The organism is Myroides sp. LJL116 (genome assembly GCF_054871685.1).
The window spans coordinates 54550-74022 of record NZ_JBTXLR010000003.1; the positions used below are offsets into that span (position 1 = coordinate 54550).

Genomic DNA, 19473 nt, shown 5'->3' on the forward strand with positions numbered 1-19473 from the left:
TGAAAATATAAAATTATGATATTATCAATAGTTGGGTACGGAGACCCTGTTTTAAGACAAGTAGCTCAGGAAATTACCCCAGACTATCCCAATTTAGATCAATTAATTAGCAATATGTATGAGACTATGTATTCTGCTAGTGGAGTTGGTTTGGCTGCGCCTCAAGTTGGCCTAGCAATTCGTTTATTTGTAATCGATGCAGCGCCATTTGCTGAGATGGAGGATAACACAGCCGAGGAAATCGAGTTTTTAAAGAACTTTAAAAAGACTTTTATCAACGCTAAGATTCTAAAAGAAGAAGGTGAAGAGTGGAGTTTTAATGAAGGTTGTTTAAGTATTCCTGATGTACACGAAAATGTAAAAAGAAAAGAGAAGATTACTATTGAATACTACGATGAAAATTTCGTAAAGCATACAGAAAGCTTTGACGGATTGGCAGCTAGAGTTATTCAACATGAATACGATCATATTGAAGGTGTTTTATTTACCGACAAATTATCTACATTAAAAAAGAAACTTATTTCAAAGAAGTTGACAAATATTTTGGAAGGAAAAATCTTTACAGAGTATAAAATGAAATTCTCAAAGAAAAAAGGTAGATAAATAAGTTGTTTATTAATTACAAATTAAGATATTTGTAACTCTTAATGTGAAAATTTAGAAAAAATGAGTTTAGAAAAAGTATTAGCTATTTCAGGAAAACCAGGTTTATATGAGTTATTAGTGCAGACTCGTACAGGATTCGTTGCAGAATCTTTGGCTGATGGTAAGAAGAGCACAGTTGGATTAAGAAACAACGTAAGTTTATTATCAGAAATTTCAATCTATACATATAGTGACGAAGTGAAGTTATTTGAAGTGTTCAAAAACATTGCAAAAAAAGAAAACAACGGAGAGGCTATTTCTCATAAAGAAGACAACCCTACATTGGTTACTTATTTTAGAGAAATTTTACCAGAATTTGACGAAGAAAGAGTGTATGCCTCTGATATCAAAAAAGTTTTAAACTGGTACAACATTCTTCAAAAAAGAGGAATGATTGAAGCTGCATTCAAAGAAGAAGCAACAGCTCAATAATCTGATTTAATCTTGATATAAGAAGATTTTCAAGCCTAGATACTTTTAGTAACTAGGCTTTTTGTATTTTTATAACTCTTTGAAAAAAAAACATGCATAGTAAACAAGAAAAATTAGCTTCCATTGGAAGACTATTGGATATTTTAGATGAGCTAAGACAGAAGTGTCCTTGGGATAAAAAGCAAACCTGGCAGAGCTTAAAGAACTTAACTATCGAAGAAGTTTATGAACTAGCCGATGCTATAGATGACAAGGATCCCCAGGAGCTTAAAAAAGAACTAGGTGATGTATTAATGCATATTATGTTTTATGCTAAAATAGCAAGTGAATCGGATGCTTTTGATATTAAAGATGTAGCAGATTCTATTAGTGATAAATTAGTTTTTAGACATCCTCATATCTATGGTGATATAGATGTAGAGTCTAGCGAGCAAGTGGAGCAAAATTGGGAAAAACTAAAACTTAAGGAAGGAAATAAATCTGTTCTTTCAGGAGTTCCTAAAGGACTTCCAGCCTTAATTAAAGCCTCTAGGATACAGCAAAAGGCTAGTGGGGTAGGTTTTGATTGGCCCAATACAGATGGAGTATGGTTAAAAATAGAAGAGGAGCTCAATGAGTTCAATATAGAACAACAAAACGGGCATAAGGCTAATATGGAGGCTGAATTTGGAGATATCTTATTTACAATGGTAAATTATGCTCGGCATATAGGTATAGACGCTCAAAACGCTTTAGAATTGGCCAATAAGAAGTTTATTAGACGCTTTGGTGCTATGGAAGAGTTAGCCCAAAAGGATAATCATTCCATAGGTGATATAAGCCCCGAACAAATGGAAGAGTATTGGGAAAAAGTAAAGACAAAAGAATAAGTTTATTATAAAATAAAAGTGCTCCTTGAAAATAAATCAAGGAGCACTTTTTGTTTAATCATAGTTTTTGGAGGTATTCTAATCCTCATTTTGAGATAAATCAACCTCTTTTAATGGAATTAGCTTTGTTTTAAATTTAATCTTATGATAGATGTAGAAGAATAAAAAGAATGGTATTCCCATATAGGTAATTAACATGGCTCTTACATCTACTACACCCTCAAAAATTAATTGAGAGTCTTGTCCTATTATAACTAAAATACACAGTACTAAGGCTAGTATTGGTCCAAAAGGGAACCATTTTGCTTTGTATACTAATTTATTAACGTCTTTGTTTTGTGCAACATAAGCTCTACGGAATCTATAGTGGCTAAGTGCAATTCCAAGCCAGGCTATAAATCCAGTCAATCCTGAGGCAGCTAAAACGTAGTCTACAGCGTTTTCAAAATTTGCTTGAAGTAAGAAAATTAAAAATACTACTAATGCTGTTGCTGCTAGTGCTAGTACTGGAACTCCTTGTTTGTTGGTTTTTTCAAAAGATTTGAAAGCCATACCTTGTTTTCCCATAGCATATAACATACGAGTTGAGGCGTACATCCCTGAGTTTCCTGCAGATAAGATTGAAGTTAGAATTACCGCATTCATAAGTGCTGCTGCGAAAGCCCAATGTGCTTTTTCAAATACTAATGTAAAAGGGCTCTTCGCAATTTCATGTACGTCTGCTCCTAATAAATCAGGACTCGTATAAGGTATGATTAATCCAATTACAAATATAGCTAAGATGTAAAATATCAATATTCTCCAAAATACTTGTTTGATTGCCTTTGGAATATTTTTTTCAGGATTTTCGCTCTCACCTGCTGTAATTCCGATTAACTCTGTTCCTTGGAAAGAGAATCCAGCAATTAAAAACACTCCTAATACACTTAGAAAACGAGAAGAGAATCCATCTCCTAAAATAGGGGCATCTCCTATTGTAAAATTCTCAAATCCTATATATTCTGATCCTAATATTCCAAATATGGTTAAAAGCCCAACGATAAGGAAGATAACTACGGTAACAACCTTAATTAAGGCAAACCAATATTCTGATTCTCCGTAAGCTTTAACAGAGAGCATATTTAAGCCAACTATAATGGCAAAGAAGATTAAACTCCATCCCCATGTAGGTATAAAGGCTAAAGGTGCCCAATAGGATATTACAATTGCGGCGATAGAAACGTCTACTGCTACGGTAATAACCCAGTTAAACCAATAGTTCCACCCAAGAGCAAAACCAAAGGAAGGATCTACAAATCGCGCGGCATATGTACTAAAGGATCCGGATACTGGTAAATAAGTAGCCATTTCTCCTAAAGAGGTCATTAAAAAATATACCATTATACCGATTGCTGCATATGCTAAAAGTGCACCACCTGGACCTGCAGAACGAATCGCTTCTCCACTAGCCATAAATAGACCAGTACCAATACATCCTCCAATAGCAATCATGGAGAGGTGTCTGGCTTTTAATGCTCTTTTAACCTTTGTGTTGTTTGAGTTTTCTTTCATTGGTTATTTAATTTGCTGCAAAGGTAAGTATATTCTTTTCAAAATTAAATTAAATGCAATAAAAATACTTAATTACTAAGTAATACTGCATTTAGAAAGGGTAAAAACCAACGATTTTTATGATATATGTAAATGTATTGCTAATTGCTCAAAAATATAATTCTTATTTATATCGACTAAAATGCAAATTGTTCTAAAAAAATAGCCATAAAGAGAATTAAATTTTGCTTAACTCTTTATGGCTACTTTATTTAGTGTGGAGTAAAACTCCTATATTTATGTGGTATGGTCTTGGATTTAAGCTGTATGAGTCTTAATTAAAGCCATGATTCCTTCGTAAATTACGTTTAATCCTACACAAAAAGTGAAAAACGCACACATCTTATTAATAACGTTTGCTCCTGTTGCCCCAATTCTTTGTGTAATATTAAAAGCAGAATAGGTAAAAACATAAAAAAGCGCACAACAAAGTATAATTCCAACTAGGATAGCACCAAAGTTTTCTACTGTAGCTTCAAATTGCTTACTGTAAGAACTGGCTGCTAAAGCAAAAATAACCGAGATAGTTCCTGCATCTACTACTATTGGAAAGGTAAGAGGATAGAATAATTTACTTCTCATAGATTCTTGATCATCTACTGCCGTACTACTTTTATCACTAGCTTTTTTGTCATTTAGTAAGTCCATTGCTGTTTTACAAATTAAAAATCCACCACCTACTTGTACAATGGGAATAGATAAATGAAATACCATTAAAATTAATTGACCTAGTAACAAGGAGATAACACAGAGTATAAAACTAAAGTATACTAATCGTTTTGTACAGTAATTTCGCTCTGCTTCTGTTAAGTTTCCAAAGAAGGAATTAACGATAAAAGCCACCCCAATTGGATTTAAGACAGGGAATATTGTCATAAATGAGGTAAGGGAATGTTGAAAAAATGATTGGAACATAAAAGTTTTTTAATAAGGATTATAAGTATAATTACATTTAAAAAATTAAAAGTAATATTTTTTTTTAACATTTCATTAAATAATTCGAACTTTTTATAGCCTAGCAATGGCTATATGCTAAACTCTTAATAATGACTAACGTAAATGTTTTAGATTGCTAATATTTCTTTAAAATAAAATTTAATCTGTTTTTTAGATAAACTAAAATTAGAACAATAGAGCGAAAAGTTGTAGTTTTGCCACGTTTTATTCTTAATGACACAACAAATAAACAACTAATGAAACAAACTAAGTATATATTCGTCACAGGAGGGGTAACCTCTTCTTTAGGAAAAGGAATCATCGCAGCATCTTTAGCTAAATTACTACAAGCTAGAGGGTACTCGACAACTATTCAAAAATTTGATCCTTATATTAACGTGGATCCAGGTACTCTAAACCCTTATGAGCATGGAGAGTGTTTCGTAACAAATGATGGAGCTGAGACGGATTTAGATTTGGGTCACTATGAGCGTTTTTTAAACGTTCCTACTTCTCAAGCAAATAACGTTACAACTGGTCGCGTTTATTTGTCTGTTATTGAAAAAGAGAGAAGAGGAGAGTTTTTAGGTAAAACCGTTCAAGTAGTTCCTCATATCACTAATGAGATTAAAGAGCGTATGCAGCTTTTAGGTAAGTCTGGTGAATACGATATTGTTATTACAGAAATCGGTGGAACAGTAGGGGATATTGAATCTCTTCCTTATATCGAGTCTGTACGTCAACTTTTATGGGAATTAGGAGATAACAATGCAATTGTTGTACATTTGACTCTTGTTCCATTCTTAGCAGCTGCAGGTGAGCTTAAAACTAAGCCAACTCAGCACTCTGTTAAAACATTAATGGAAAGTGGAATCAAAGCAGATATATTAGTATGTAGAACAGAGCATGATTTAACTACGGAAATTCGTCAAAAATTAGCTCAATTCTGTAACGTTAAGCCAGAGGCTGTTATTCAAAGTATTGATGCTTCAACTATCTATGAAGTTCCTAACTTAATGTTAGAAGAAGGTTTAGATAAGGTAGCTCTTAAAAAATTAGATTTACCAGAGAAAACAACACCGGATTTAACTTCATGGAATGCATTTTTACACCGTTTAAAGAATCCAAAGCACATTGTGAATATTGGACTTGTAGGTAAATATGTAGAATTACAAGATTCTTACAAATCTATTTTAGAGGCTTTAGTACACGGTGGAGCACAAAATGAATGTAAAGTAAATATTATTTCTATTCAATCTGATGCTATTACTGCAAACAACGTAGCAGATAAGTTACATAACTTAGACGCTGTTTTAGTTGCACCTGGTTTTGGTTCAAGAGGAATAGAAGGAAAAATAGAAACAGTAAAATATGCAAGAGAGAACAATATTCCATTTTTAGGAATTTGTTTAGGAATGCAAATGGCTGTTATTGAGTTTGCACGTAATGTGTTAGGTTTTAAAGGGGCTAATACTACGGAAGTAAACGAGAGTACCCAATATCCTGTAATTACTTTTATGGAAGGACAAAAAGAAATTACAAACAAAGGAGGTACAATGCGTCTAGGTGGATGGGATTGTCAAATTGAGCCAAATACAAAGGCACACCAAATCTATAATAAAGATTTAATCAATGAGCGTCACCGTCATAGATATGAATTCAATAACCAATATTTAGAAGATTTCGTTAAAGGTGGTTTAATTACCTCTGGAAAAAATCCTGAAACTGGTTTAGTGGAAATAGTGGAGCTAGAGAAGCACCCATTCTTTGTAGGGGTTCAATTTCACCCTGAATACAAGAGTACAGTTGCAAACCCGCATCCTCTATTTGTAAATTTTGTACAAGCTGCCATTCAAAATAAATTAAGCAATTAATTTATTTTAAAAGGCTCTTATATATAGAATAATTTCAAAATCATTTGATCAATTACAAAAGAAGTAATGGAAGAAAAAAAATTAGATCGTAACAGTATTGTAGGCTTTATTATTATTGCCGGATTGCTTATATGGTTGATGTTGAATAACATGAACAAAGAGCAAGATGCTATGAAACAAGATGCTGAATTAGCACAAAAAGAATTAGTAAAGGAAAACCAAACTAAGAGTATTGAACAAGCTTTAGGCACCATTCAAGCAAACGACTCTTTAGCTTCGGAAGCTTTACGTGCTGCATTAGGTTCATTTGCTTACAGTGCTATGTTGCCATCTGCACAAGATGAAACTACAGAATTAAAGAGTGATTTACTTACTTTACATGTTGCTAACAAAGGTGGATATTTATCTAACGTAACAGTTAACGACTTTGAACGTTTTAGTAAAAACTCTGGTCAATTAGTTGAACTAATTAAAGACCATAATTCTAGTCTTAATTTAGAGCTATACACAAACGATAATAGAGTTTTTAACACCTCTGATTTATATTTCGAACCAGAGTTAAGCAAAGAAGGAGAGAATCAAGTTCTTTCTATGCGTTTAAAAGCTTCTGAGACGCAGTACTTAGAATATCGCTATGTATTAAAGCCAAACAACTACATGTTAGATTTTTCTATTCGTAGTGTTGGACTTAATAAAATTGTAGATTTAAATAAAGCTCCTAAAGTAGATTGGTGGTTAAAAGGATACCGTAACGAAAAGAGTATTTCTTACGAGAATCGTTATACTAATTTATATTATGAATACGAAAATGGTAAGGATAATGATTTAGGTGCTGGTGGTTCTAGAGAAGATAAAACAGTTAAAGATGTTAGTTATATTGCATTTAAACAACACTTCTTTACTTCAATTCTTTTAACAGACAAAAACTTTGCAGATGCTAAAGTTTCTTTTATTAATCTAGCTTCAGATGAATCAGATGATGCTCAGTTTACAAAAGAATTCAATGCAGAGTTTCCTTTAGCTTATAGCAACGGAGAATTGAATTATGATATGAATTTCTATTTTGGTCCATCGGATTACAAAATCTTAAGTTCATACGATCGTAACTTAGATGAGATTATGCCATTAGGTTGGGGAATATTTGGATGGTTAAACCGTTTCTTATTTATTCCAATCTTCGGATTCTTAACATCATTTATTCCATCTTATGGAGTAGCGATTATCGTTTTAACGATTATTGTACGTTTATTGATTTCTCCATTGACGTATAAGAGTTACGTTTCTCAAGCTAAGATGAAAGCTATTCGTCCAGAGATTACAGAATTAAACGAGAAGTTTAAGAATGATCCGATGAAAAAGCAACAAGAGACAATGAATTTATATTCTAAAGCAGGGGTTAACCCTATGGCAGGATGTATTCCAGCAGTGTTGCAAATTCCGATTTTCTATTCTTTATTTCAATTCTTCCCTTCTGTATTTGCTTTACGTCAGAAGAGCTTCCTTTGGGCAGATGACTTATCGTCTTATGATTCGGTAATTTCTTTACCTTTTACAATTCCATTCTACGGTAACCATATTAGTTTATTCCCAATTTTAGCTTCTATAGCAATCTTCATCTATATGAAGATGACAACAGGGGATCAACAAATGTCAGCGCCTCAACAAGAAGGAATGCCTGATATGGGTAAATTAATGAAGATTATGATTTACATCTCTCCAGTGATGATGTTATTCTTCTTCAACAACTACGCATCAGGACTGAGTTTATACTACTTCGTATCTAACTCTATTACAATTGGAATTATGTATGTAATTAAAAACCACATTGTAAAAGAAGATAAGATTAAAGCTATCATCGAAGAGAACAAAACTAAAAAACGTCCAAAAGGTAGATTCCAACGCAAAATGCAAGAGATGATGGAGCAAGCCCAAGAACAACAAAGATTAAAAGAACAAGGAAAGAAATAATCTTACCTAGTCTTTATTAAATAAATAAAAAGCCCTTGAAGTAAATTACTTCAAGGGCTTTTTTCATTTATAAATGTACAAGCCGCTATTCTGCTAGTAAAATATTATACTTAAAGTAACCTTATATCTAGTTGTTAGATAAGTAATTCAAACTCTAAATGAGGTAGGATTTAAAGAACTTAAGAGCCATAAGGTGGTTCTGATTTTTGAATGGTAGTCATAGGAATAAAACAAGTGAGTATTCTTCTTGGTTAAAGCTTTATCAAAACAGTATGTATTGTTTTTTTAATTGCGTATTTTTGCAGCTTATTTTATAGATAAAAATATTTATGAAAAGAGTAGTAGTAGGTCTTTCAGGTGGTGTAGACTCAAGTGTAGCCGCTTACTTACTGAAAGAACAAGGATATGAAGTTATTGGGTTATTCATGAAAAATTGGCACGACGATTCTGTGACCATTTCTAATGAATGTCCATGGTTAGAAGATAGCAATGATGCTTTAATTGTAGCCGAAAAATTAGGTATACCATTTCAAACTGTTGACTTAAGTGAACAGTATAAAGATAAGATTGTAGATTATATGTTTAAGGAATACGAAAATGGTCGTACTCCTAATCCTGATGTGCTTTGTAACCGCGAAATTAAATTTGATGTATTTATGAAAATAGCATTGAGTTTAGGAGCGGATTATGTAGCAACTGGACATTATTGCAGAAAAGAGGCAGAAACAATTATTGATGCAGATGGTAACGAGCAAACGGTGTATAAGTTGCTAGCGGGGGTAGATCCAAATAAAGATCAGTCTTATTTCTTATGTCAATTATCTCAAGAGCAATTAAGTAAAGCCTTATTTCCAGTAGGGGAGCTTTTAAAGCCAGAGGTAAGAGAAATTGCTGCACAAATGGATCTTATAACAGCAGATAAAAAAGACTCTCAAGGGTTATGTTTCATTGGTAAAGTTAGATTGCCAGAATTCTTGCAACAACAGTTAAAACCTAAAGATGGTTTTATTTATGAGATTCCTAAAAACGCAAATGTTTTTGAACAAAATAAGGATTTTGAAAACCTTAGTTTAGAAGAGCAGTTACATCTAAGAGCTAAAGCTTTTGTTTATGAACCATCTATGGGTAAAAAAGTAGGGGATCATTATGGAGCCCATTTCTTTACAACAGGACAAAGAAAAGGTTTAAATGTTGGAGGGACTGTAGAACCTTTATTTGTTATTGCAACAGATGTTAAGGAAAATATTATCTATACTGGTCAAGGAAATCAACACCCTGGACTATTTCATAGTGTATTATTTGTAAAAGAATCCGAAATTCATTGGATTAGAGAAGATTTAGCTTTGGAAGCGGGGCAAACAATGTCTATATTAGCAAGAATTAGATATCGTCAAGCTTTACAAAAAGCTACTCTACATAAAGTAGAAAGCGGGATGTATGTAGAATTTGAGCAACCTCAATCTGCAATTACCGAAGGTCAGTTTGTATCTTGGCATATCGATGAGCAATTAATTGGCTCAGGAGTGATTTCCAAAGTATAAACAACCAAAAATAAAATATGAATAAAATTTGTGAACTCTTTGGTATTCAACACCCAATTATCCAAGGTGGGATGATTTGGAATAGTGGATACAAATTAGCAAGTGCAGTAAGTAACGCAGGTGGTCTTGGACTAATTGGAGCAGGGTCTATGTACCCAGATGTTCTATTAGAACATATTAGAAAATGTAAACAAGCAACCGATAAACCTTTTGGAGTAAATATTCCAATGCTTTATCCAAATTTGGAGCAAATTATGGATATAGTAATCTCCGAAGGTGTTAAAATAGTGTTTACCTCTGCAGGGAATCCTAAAACATGGACTAAGATTTTAAAGAATCATGGTATTACCGTAGTTCACGTAGTTAGCTCGGCTAAATTTGCTTTGAAAGCACAAGAAGCTGGTGTAGATGCAGTAGTTGCAGAAGGTTTTGAAGCAGGTGGACATAACGGGCGTGAGGAAACTACCACACTTACTCTTATTCCTAATGTTTGTAAAACAGTAGATATTCCAGTTATAGCAGCTGGAGGTATTGGAACAGGAAAAACGATGTTAGCTGCAATGGTATTAGGAGCTCAGGGAGTTCAAATGGGTACGCGTTTTGTGGCTTCTTTGGAAAGTTCTGCTCACGCTGATTTTAAAAACCTAGTAACTACACTTCAAGAAGGAGATACAGCACTTAGCTTAAAAGAGTTAGCTCCAGTGCGTCTTATTAAAAATGAATTCTACCAAGGCCTGCAGGAAATTTACCAAAACGGTCCAGACGTAGAGAAATTAAAAGACTACTTAGGGAGAGCTAGAGCAAAAAGAGGAATGTTTGAAGGAGATTTACAGCAAGGTGAATTAGAAGTAGGACAAATTTCTTCTATGATCGATAAGGTAGATTCTGTGGAGAATATTATCAACGAAATTGTTACTGAGTTCGAGCAAGCAAAGCAATTAATAGTGACTTTATAAGTTTAAAGTTAGATAAATATAAAGGAGATACTGTTTTTTTACATAAAAAGCAGTATCTCCTTTTGTATTTTATAGGCTTTATGTTATATTTAAGGACCAACATTAACCAATCAACCAAAAAGTGTTTTTAAATTATGAGTTATTATAAAATTGAAAATCTAGAACAGTACTTTAAACATTATAAGAAATCCGTTCGTGAACCAAGGAAGTTCTGGGATAAAATTGCCCAGGAAAACTTCGTCTGGTACCAAGGTTGGGATAAGACCTTTTCCTTTGATACTGATGAGTCCCATTTTAAATGGTTTGTAAATGGAAAATTAAATATTGTAAAGAATTGTATAGATAGACATCTTTCTAAAAAAGGCGACAAACCTGCCATTATCTTCGAACCGAATAATCCTAGTGAACCAGAGCAAATTATTACTTACCAAGATCTATATCAAAGAGTATGTAAAATGGCTAACGTCTTAAAAGATTTGGGCGTAAAAAAAGGGGATAGGGTTTGTATTTATTTACCAATGATTCCTGAACTAGCTGTTAGTATGCTTGCATGTGCTAGGATTGGAGCAGTGCATAGTGTAATATTTGCAGGTTTCTCTTCTTCGGCAATTGCCAAAAGAGTGAATGATTGTGGAGCTAAGGTGGTTATTACAAGTGATGGTAGCTTTAGAGGAAGTAAGCAAATTGATTTAAAAACAATTGTAGACCAAGCTTTAGAATCTTGCCCTGAAGTAGATAAGGTGTTAGTTGTAAAACGCACTAACAGTCCTGTAGAGATGAAACCTGGTAGAGACTTATGGCTAGAGGAACTTTTAGAAAAGGCCTCTGATAATAATGTAGCTACGGTTATGGATTCAGAGGATCCTTTATTTATCTTGTACACCTCAGGATCTACAGGAACTCCAAAGGGAATGGTACATACTACAGCTGGATACATGGTACAAACCGCCTATTCATTTAAAAATGTATTTGATCACAAAGAAAACGACGTGTTTTGGTGTACTGCAGATTGCGGTTGGATTACTGGGCACTCCTACATTCTATATGGTCCTTTATTAAATGGAGGAACTACTATTATGTTTGAAGGTGTACCAACCTATCCATCCCCAAGCCGCTTTTGGGATGTAATTGATAAATATAAAGTAACCCAATTTTATACTGCTCCAACTGCTATACGCTCTTTAATGACAGAGGATTATAGTTATGTAAATAGTCATGATTTATCTTCACTACGCGTAATAGGATCTGTTGGTGAACCAATTAACGAAGAAGCTTGGCACTGGTATAATGATCATGTTGGAAAGAAAAGATGTCCTATTGTAGATACATGGTGGCAAACTGAAACGGGAAGTATCTTAATTTCCCCTTTAGCTTTTCTAACTCCAACTAAACCAACCTATGCTACTTTGCCATTACCTGGTATACAAACGGTTTTAATGGATGAAAAAAGAAATGAAATTAGTGATAACCAAGTAGATGGATCATTATGCGTTAAATTTCCATGGCCATCCATGGCAAGAACCATTTGGGGAGATCATAAGCGTTATCAGGATACTTATTTCTCTCAATTTCCAGGAATGTATTTTACAGGAGATGGTGCATTAAGAGATGAAGTGGGGTATTACCGTATTACAGGAAGAGCAGATGATGTAGTTATTGTATCAGGACATAACTTAGGAAGTGCTCCAATTGAAGATGCTATCAATGAGCACCCAGCTGTAGCAGAATCTGCTGTTGTTGGTTATCCTCATGATGTCAAAGGGAATGCGCTTTATGGTTTTATTACTTTAAAATTAGAAGGAGAATATAGAGATAGGGAAAACCTTAAAAAAGAAATCAACAATATGATTTCCAGCCACATCGGGCCAATTGCTAAGTTAGATAAGATTCAGTTTGTGGATAGTTTGCCAAAAACTAGAAGTGGAAAGATTATGCGTAGAATATTGCGTTCCATTGCTCAAGGCGAACAAAAAGAATTTGGAGATGTATCTACTTTAATTAACCCAGAGGTGATTGAAACAATTGTAGAAAATAAAATTTAAAAAAGAAAAGACCGCCAGCTCATACTTTGGCGGTCTTTTTATGTAGTACTTTTAATGTTTATAAACTATAATAGCTGCCTATTTCTAATGGTGACTGTTATTAATTTATATCCTTCTTTAGTTAAAAGAAATTCAAAGAAATTTTGGGTTAGTTTAGAATTCTCCTCCATATTAATAACTAGACTAAAAGTAGGGAACTCATCTTGTTTTGAGTCTTGACAATTATCAAAGTACTCTCTATAGGTATTTGGATCAAAAAGATAGGGATTCAAACCATCTCTATAAATAGCATAGGTGTTTTTCTCATTAGTGAGTTGGAGCAGGCATTCTTTAATCGCCTGATAGTTATTATCTATAAATTCTTGTTTATCAGTTGTTTTCCAGCCCTTATTAGATTGCCAAACAATAGAATCAAAACTAGAACTAAGCAGTTTTTGTTTGTTCAGATTTTTTAGTAAATCCTCTTTAAGCCAAATAGAGAAGTCCTTTTGATCATCTATAAAACTATAATAGCTATTATCCTTAGCCTCAAAACTTATTCGATTACTTTGCTGTGTTGGGGAATCACTTATTTGTAGAGTAAAAAGATTAAGCTTGTTTTGACTATCAAAATTCTCAATTAAAATAGTGTTAGTGGTGTCTATTAATACTCTTTTACCTCCTTTGAAATAAAAGTGGGAATCACCTGTAGAGTTTTCTTTATTATAGACAACTCTTTTTGCATTTAATAATCCAACTAATAAATGGTTATTCACCTTAGATAGCTCATCATATTGGGCTGGAATAACTACTTGACCTAAGGCATTAATTAGTCCTACTTTCTGAGATATAGGATCTTTAAAACGTATAAATCCTTCCCTTTCACAATCTGGTTGATTATCAAAATAATAGAGACTATCTCTAGCTATCTCTTTACCTGATTTACTTAGGTAATAGCTTTTAATTTTATCTTGCTCAAGTTGTATTACGGCAATAATATTATCAAAATAATAGGGCGGAGCTATAATAGTTTCTATAGGTTCTACTTCTATAGTTCCATTTGCACCTTTATAGCCAACTTTGGTGGAGTCCTGGTTGTAGAATATAGTCCACTTTTGGCTTTTTTGTACTTGAGCCAAGGCAGATGTTGTAATAAAAAATAAAGCTATAATTACTTTTAGATCTTTCATTTTTAAAGTGTTTGTAAAAATTATGTTTTTCTAGTAAAAAACAACTCCTGTTTTCTTTTATTATTTATAACTTTATAAAGTAACTTTAGCTAAGTTAAGGTAAATTTAAGTTCTTAAAGTGGGTAAAGACCTAGTTGTTTTCAGGTATTTTTAGTCCTTTAGGTCTGGTTTTAGGTTTTAATAATTCTAAAAAACTAAAAAATAGTATAATATTGCCCTATCAAGATTTCGCTTATGGATGTAAAATGGAGTCTTCACATAGAATAATAATTGTCATAATATTGAGCTCATGGTAAAAATCAAGAGGGTTACACTACTAGTTTTATTTTGTATAGTATGTGTTATAGGCTGCCAAAGTAATGCTAGCAAATCGGATAAAACTGAAATAATTCAGGTTAATGATACAGTTGCTAGGGTAGAAGAGACTTCTGCTTTAGAAAACAATTCCATACAACAAAGTCCTAATGAAGTAGTAGAACAGGTTAAATTATTAATACCAACCTATTATAGAAAGGAGAGTCAAGGATACCCACAGGGATTAGACACAGATAATTGGTATGAACTTTCCAGAGATAGTGTTAGTGGGAAATGGTTTACTACAAAAGCTGATTTCACCTTAACCTATACCTTTGATGATTGCGTAGGGGAGGATGCTCTACTTATTGGGTCTAAGACAAAACAAAGCGCAGTTTTTTTTACTGACTTTGCTCAAAGATCCTTAGAGCCTACTACTCTCGCACAGAGTATTTCTTTGTTGCCAGGACAAAGATATAGTATAGAGACAAGCCAAGGGCAATATATACTAGAGGCTAGTGGAGTTGTAATGGACTATCAGGGGGAACAATACCCGAGTGAGTTTATTGAAAACCAAGATCCAATGACATGGTTAAATAATAATATTACGGATTATAGCTTAACGCTTATTTTACCTAATAAAGAAACAGTTGTCCTTTTTCAAGCTCAGCAAATAGAGTCAATTCTTCCTTATGTAATATGGGCTGGCGATATTAATCAAGACAAGGGCTTAGATCTTCTAATCAATGCTACAGACTTTTATGAAAGTGATAATTACTTACTTTTTTTAAGCCAAAAGGTTAAAGAGGATTATACCATAAAATTAGTTGGAGAAATACGTGTAACAAATGATTGTTAATGACAATCTTTAAAATATAAAAAACTAGTATGAAAGAGCAAAATTCAAAGGCAGAATCAGATTCAAAACAGTTTTGGGATTGGTTCCTTGAAAATCAAAATAATTTCTGGCAGATTGTAAACTCTAAAGACAGAGATAAAATAGAAGAGGAGTTTCTATCTCAATTAGCAGAAAAATTAGCTGAGTTAAGACAGGATATCTTCTATTTCACAGGAATGTACAGTGAAAAGCAAGCCGAACTTATATTAACAGCCGATGGATATGTAAATAATATAACTTTTATTGAGGATTTAATTAAAGCTGCTCCTGAATTAGAGAATTGGCGCTTTACCGCTTTAAAACCGGAGATTGATGTGAATGATTTAGGTATTGATATTCATGGGTATGTCTTTGAGGCGGAAAAGATGGCTTTCTTTTCACCAATTTATCCGGATTTCCCTGATTACGTAAGTATTGTAGTGGCATATTCGGATTTTAAAGAGGAAGATCATGATAACATACTAAATGGAGTAAGTTTATTTATAGATAATTATTTAGGGGAATTAAAGAGCGTTTCTCTTATTGATAATTTACAAGTATGTAGTTTTGATCAAGCAGATCACGAATTAATTCCGATGGATAAACTAAAGGGATATTTACAATATAGAGAAAGTGAATTTGTAGAGAAATACCAAGGTACCCGCTACAATACAGATAAAGATATGTACTCTTCTTTACAGGGAACAAATCCAGAAGGAGCTGTAATCTTAGCGGTAGTAAATAAAACTTTACTTTCTTGGGATGCAAAGGCTTCTCACCCTTGGATGGTGGAAGTAGTGATAGACTTTGATCCTATTGAAAATGGTCTACCTAATAAAGAAGACTATCAGCTTATTTATGATATGGAGGATTCTTTGGCCTTAAACTTAAAAGACCATGAAGGGTATTTAAATGCCGCACGCAAAGTTTCGGACGGAAGTTGTAGTATTTTTTTACCATGTAAAGAATTTAGGGAAGTTTCGCGTTTTTTAGATAAATGGATACCTAATTACCAAGATCGCTTCACTGTAAGCTACTATATCTTTAAAGATAAATATTGGCAAAGCTTAAATCAGTTTCAAACCAACGATGATAATTAAAAATATAAAACTATGAATAAGGAAACACTCCAAGAAAAGTGGGATCAACAAGGAAAAGAATATGCAAACAAGATAAATGCTTTTGTAGAAAAAGGGGATAGGCTAGGTTGGGAAAATCTCTCTGATAAGGACCTAGAAGAACCTCTAGAAACTAGGTTTGATTTAGCTTTCGATGTTGTAGAATTACTAAAAAAAGCCAATAAGGAAAATACAGTTGAAAAGTTTAGGGAAGAATTTGCTCCTTCAACTCATGCATTAGAACCTTATTTAAAAGACAAAGGATGTTATATAGGGGATATAATAGCTGTTGATTTTGATGTAATTGCTTTTATGCAAGGTACTGCTCATCAAGAAAGACAAGCATATCTTGCAACTGGTACTAAAGTTGTTGCCTTAGACCCAGAAATTAAGAGTTTTGGAAAGTCACTTCAAAATGACATTTTCGCTATCGTTTATAACGACTATATTCTTACTAAAAAGGCTTTTGATGGAGATGTTATTCATCGTTTTGAATTAGGAGAACTACACGATATAGGTATTAGTAAAGTAATTCCTTTTAATGATGGTCTTAGAGTACTTATAGCTAGTAATTCTGGAATTTATGTTCTTGACAAGCAAAAACAAAATTTATTAACTTTAGGAGATACTGAGGATGAGCCCCTACTAATTGACATGGAGAATGCGTGCCTTTCTCTAGATAATTCATATGTGGTGGTTGCTAGCCAAGATAGTAACTTCTTAGTTTTAGATACCCATAATGGATATAGCAAAGTTGGGGATATAGGTCCACTTAGTTCTTACCCTCATTTTTGTTTGTTTAGCGCAGATAATACTCAATTAATTACCAATTCCTGTCATTTTTATAATGGAGAAACCGTTGGAGTAAATACAGAAGATTTACCTGGACTAGATTTAGATCCATATGAGCAAACGGATAAATGTATTGTATTAGATCAGGAAATGCGTGTTTACCAAGGGGTGGCATTAAATAACTACTACATTTTAGGGGATGCTTATGGTTATATTAGAGCAATAGACACTAATGGAAAACATTTATGGAAGCACTTCTTAGGTTCTACCATTTCAGGAATGAGCTTATCTGTAGATAAAAACCAGTTATATGTTGCTACTTATTCTGGTATAGTCCACAAATTAACTTTGAATAAAAAAGTAAGAGATGCTCATGCTATTGGAAACGCAGACATATATGAGGATTTCCGCTTATTTATTTTACAAAATGAAGAAGACCCAATATTTTATTGGTAATATAATTTTACAGCTTTTAGGGTGCTTTGCTCTAAAAGCTGTTTTACATTTAGGTAAACCTTAAAATCCATATCCTAGAGCTTAGTTTTGTGTAAATATTTTAGCAAACTTCAGGATAACAAGGTATTAACGCCCTAAGAAAACCTAGTAATATATAATACGGACAAATATTAATGCTTGTAGCAGATTAATAAGTAAGGCTTTAATATAAAATTAGTTATAACAGTGTAGATCTTAGTCATAATTGGATGCTGTTTATAAGGGTTTATATGACTTAAGCAGTTATTAGTTATAAACTAAATACTAAGAATGTCAACTTGAATTCTATAATTTAAATTAAGTCAATATTTAATGTAATGAAAGTATTGTTTTTCAAATTTTTTAATTATAAATCATATCTATTTGATTATAATAGTTTTATCTAAAGAAATAGTTGTGAAATCTAACTAAAAAAGACATATAAATTGAATTTTAATAATTAATAAGACTGACAAACCATCTAATTATTGATTTATTTTCAAAATCTACACGAAAGTAGTGCTGATTTGTTAAGATTATAATGTATATTATGTAAAATATATAACGCTAAAAAACGGTGGGAGAGGGGGTAGAAGGACTCCAAAAGTGCTTTGAGCCAGGTTTTACTTATTAAAAAACAAAAAGAATCAAGCTAATTGCTACCATAGCGATAAGGATACCGACAACATTTTTCCAGCTCAGTTTTTCTTTAAAGAAAAAATACCCAATTAAAGTTCCTAAAAGAATCACACCGAAGTTCATTCCTGCAAAGACTGTTGTAGGATTAGAGGCGAATTCTTGATGTGCCTTCATATAGAACAGAATATTTATAAAATTCAATCCTCCTAATACTAGTCCATAGGCCATAGTTGGTTTATTTATAAAAAATAAATCTTTCTTCCCAATTACTACCATACAGGCGTAATACAATAGAGTTATAAAAAGAGAGAATCCAAATACAAAAAATAAGCTACTTGTATAAGGTATACTAGAATACAGAGCTAATTGCTTAAAAAGTATATCTATTACTCCAAAGCCAACGAAAACAATTACTGGAAAGTAAATCGCTTGTTTTGTGTCCTTTAGAGCACTTTGGCCACTGCTTTTACTCAAGATTAAATAAACTGCTATTAGCCCTAATGCTAGAGTGGCATATTTGCCAGGACTAATATCTTCTTTAAATAGAAATATAGCAGCTATAATAGGTATAAACAAAGACATTCTTTGGGCAACATCCGTTCTAATAATACCAGCATGTACAATAGAGTAGTATTGTACTATAAATATACTAGGTAATAGTAATCCTAAAAGTAGCGTGGTTATAAAAGGGAAATCCTGTGGCATATGGGAAATATCGACTTTAAATATAAAATAAGAAAGTGCGCTTGTTATTATATAGTTGATCAATACCATATAAAAGATATTGGTATTTTGTTGTTTACTGAATTTAAATAAAACTCCTACAAAAACGCTTCCAAGAATACTTAGTAATAGATACAGCATAATATTTTATAATTGTCCCAAAGGTAAATTTTTTATCTATATACAAGTATATAATAATAATGAAGATTTTTATATCAATTATATACCATATAAGCTTAGCGTATTTAAAGAAATAAATAAAAGAAACCCAAATATGAAAATTACAGAAAACAGAGATTTTGAGATTTAGATCTGAAATCTGTGCTTAAAAGACAAAAACACACCAATAGGTGTGTATTTAAAAACTCTATTTTACATAATATACATTATAATACTTTTGTACATAAATTAAATTTAAAGTTATAGTATTTGGCAGTTTCTACATATTTAGGATCAGTTATCATTTAATAGATGTTTTTGTTATATCTAATACTTTTTTAAATTAAATAGTCTAAACCTTTGTAAGTAATTTTT

15 protein-coding genes are annotated in these 19473 nt (G+C 32.6%); 11 read left to right on the forward strand and 4 right to left on the reverse strand.

Annotation, left to right across the window (positions count from 1 at the left end):
* Positions 1-15: 15 nt before the first annotated feature.
* From def to mazG, 3 genes are all read left to right on the forward strand, one after another.
* On the forward strand, positions 16-603 hold the full coding sequence (def, locus tag ACYSNM_RS03660; protein ID WP_461755661.1) for a peptide deformylase: 588 nt from the start codon (positions 16-18) through the stop codon (positions 601-603).
* Positions 604-666: 63 nt separating this feature from the next.
* Positions 667-1077 (forward strand): DUF5606 family protein, encoded by a 411-nt coding sequence (locus ACYSNM_RS03665; protein ID WP_461754808.1) that lies wholly within the window; start codon positions 667-669, stop codon positions 1075-1077.
* A 92-nt stretch (positions 1078-1169) separates the two neighbouring features.
* Positions 1170-1946: a nucleoside triphosphate pyrophosphohydrolase gene (mazG, locus tag ACYSNM_RS03670; RefSeq protein ID WP_461755662.1), complete on the forward strand. Its 777-nt coding sequence runs from the start codon at positions 1170-1172 to the stop codon at positions 1944-1946.
* A gap of 78 nt (positions 1947-2024) precedes the next feature.
* On the opposite strand, the gene ACYSNM_RS03675 is transcribed toward mazG, so the two are convergent.
* Together ACYSNM_RS03675 and ACYSNM_RS03680 are read right to left on the reverse strand one after the other, a co-directional pair.
* Positions 2025-3497, reverse strand: a complete 1473-nt coding sequence (locus ACYSNM_RS03675) for an amino acid permease (protein ID WP_461755663.1) — start codon at positions 3495-3497, stop codon at positions 2025-2027.
* A 297-nt stretch (positions 3498-3794) separates the two neighbouring features.
* Positions 3795-4451 (reverse strand): MarC family protein, encoded by a 657-nt coding sequence (locus ACYSNM_RS03680; protein WP_461755664.1) that lies wholly within the window; start codon positions 4449-4451, stop codon positions 3795-3797.
* Between the two features lie 278 nt (positions 4452-4729).
* Here ACYSNM_RS03680 and ACYSNM_RS03685 point away from each other — a divergent pair, with 278 nt between their 5' ends.
* From ACYSNM_RS03685 to acs, 5 genes are all read left to right on the forward strand, one after another.
* Positions 4730-6346 (forward strand): CTP synthase, encoded by a 1617-nt coding sequence (locus tag ACYSNM_RS03685; RefSeq protein WP_461755665.1) that lies wholly within the window; start codon positions 4730-4732, stop codon positions 6344-6346.
* A 66-nt stretch (positions 6347-6412) separates the two neighbouring features.
* Positions 6413-8314, forward strand: coding sequence for a membrane protein insertase YidC (yidC, locus tag ACYSNM_RS03690; protein ID WP_461755666.1), 1902 nt, complete (start codon positions 6413-6415; stop codon positions 8312-8314).
* A gap of 329 nt (positions 8315-8643) precedes the next feature.
* Positions 8644-9855 (forward strand): tRNA 2-thiouridine(34) synthase MnmA, encoded by a 1212-nt coding sequence (gene mnmA, locus ACYSNM_RS03695; protein WP_461755667.1) that lies wholly within the window; start codon positions 8644-8646, stop codon positions 9853-9855.
* Positions 9856-9872: 17 nt separating this feature from the next.
* On the forward strand, positions 9873-10811 hold the full coding sequence (locus ACYSNM_RS03700; protein WP_461755668.1) for an NAD(P)H-dependent flavin oxidoreductase: 939 nt from the start codon (positions 9873-9875) through the stop codon (positions 10809-10811).
* A gap of 134 nt (positions 10812-10945) precedes the next feature.
* The gene (acs, locus tag ACYSNM_RS03705; protein WP_461755669.1) at positions 10946-12853 is read left to right on the forward strand and encodes an acetate--CoA ligase; all 1908 of its coding nucleotides are present in this window, start codon (positions 10946-10948) and stop codon (positions 12851-12853) included.
* Between the two features lie 65 nt (positions 12854-12918).
* On the opposite strand, the gene ACYSNM_RS03710 is transcribed toward acs, so the two are convergent.
* The gene (locus tag ACYSNM_RS03710) at positions 12919-14022 is read right to left on the reverse strand and encodes a hypothetical protein (protein WP_461755670.1); all 1104 of its coding nucleotides are present in this window, start codon (positions 14020-14022) and stop codon (positions 12919-12921) included.
* Between the two features lie 289 nt (positions 14023-14311).
* Between ACYSNM_RS03710 and ACYSNM_RS03715 the strand changes: the two genes are divergently transcribed.
* Genes ACYSNM_RS03715 through ACYSNM_RS03725 form a run of 3 tightly spaced genes read left to right on the forward strand, consistent with a single transcriptional unit; the run spans position 14312 to position 17559 of the window.
* Entirely contained in the window at positions 14312-15175 is an 864-nt protein-coding gene (locus ACYSNM_RS03715; protein WP_461755671.1) for a hypothetical protein, read from the forward strand.
* A gap of 29 nt (positions 15176-15204) precedes the next feature.
* Positions 15205-16293, forward strand: a complete 1089-nt coding sequence (locus ACYSNM_RS03720) for a DUF695 domain-containing protein (protein ID WP_461755672.1) — start codon at positions 15205-15207, stop codon at positions 16291-16293.
* A gap of 12 nt (positions 16294-16305) precedes the next feature.
* A complete protein-coding gene (locus tag ACYSNM_RS03725; RefSeq protein WP_461755673.1) occupies positions 16306-17559 on the forward strand; it encodes a hypothetical protein in 1254 nt (417 codons plus the stop codon).
* 648 nt (positions 17560-18207) lie between these two features.
* Here ACYSNM_RS03725 and ACYSNM_RS03730 read toward each other — a convergent pair.
* Positions 18208-19080, reverse strand: coding sequence for an EamA/RhaT family transporter (locus ACYSNM_RS03730; protein ID WP_461755674.1), 873 nt, complete (start codon positions 19078-19080; stop codon positions 18208-18210).
* Between the last annotated feature and the right edge of the window lie 393 nt (positions 19081-19473).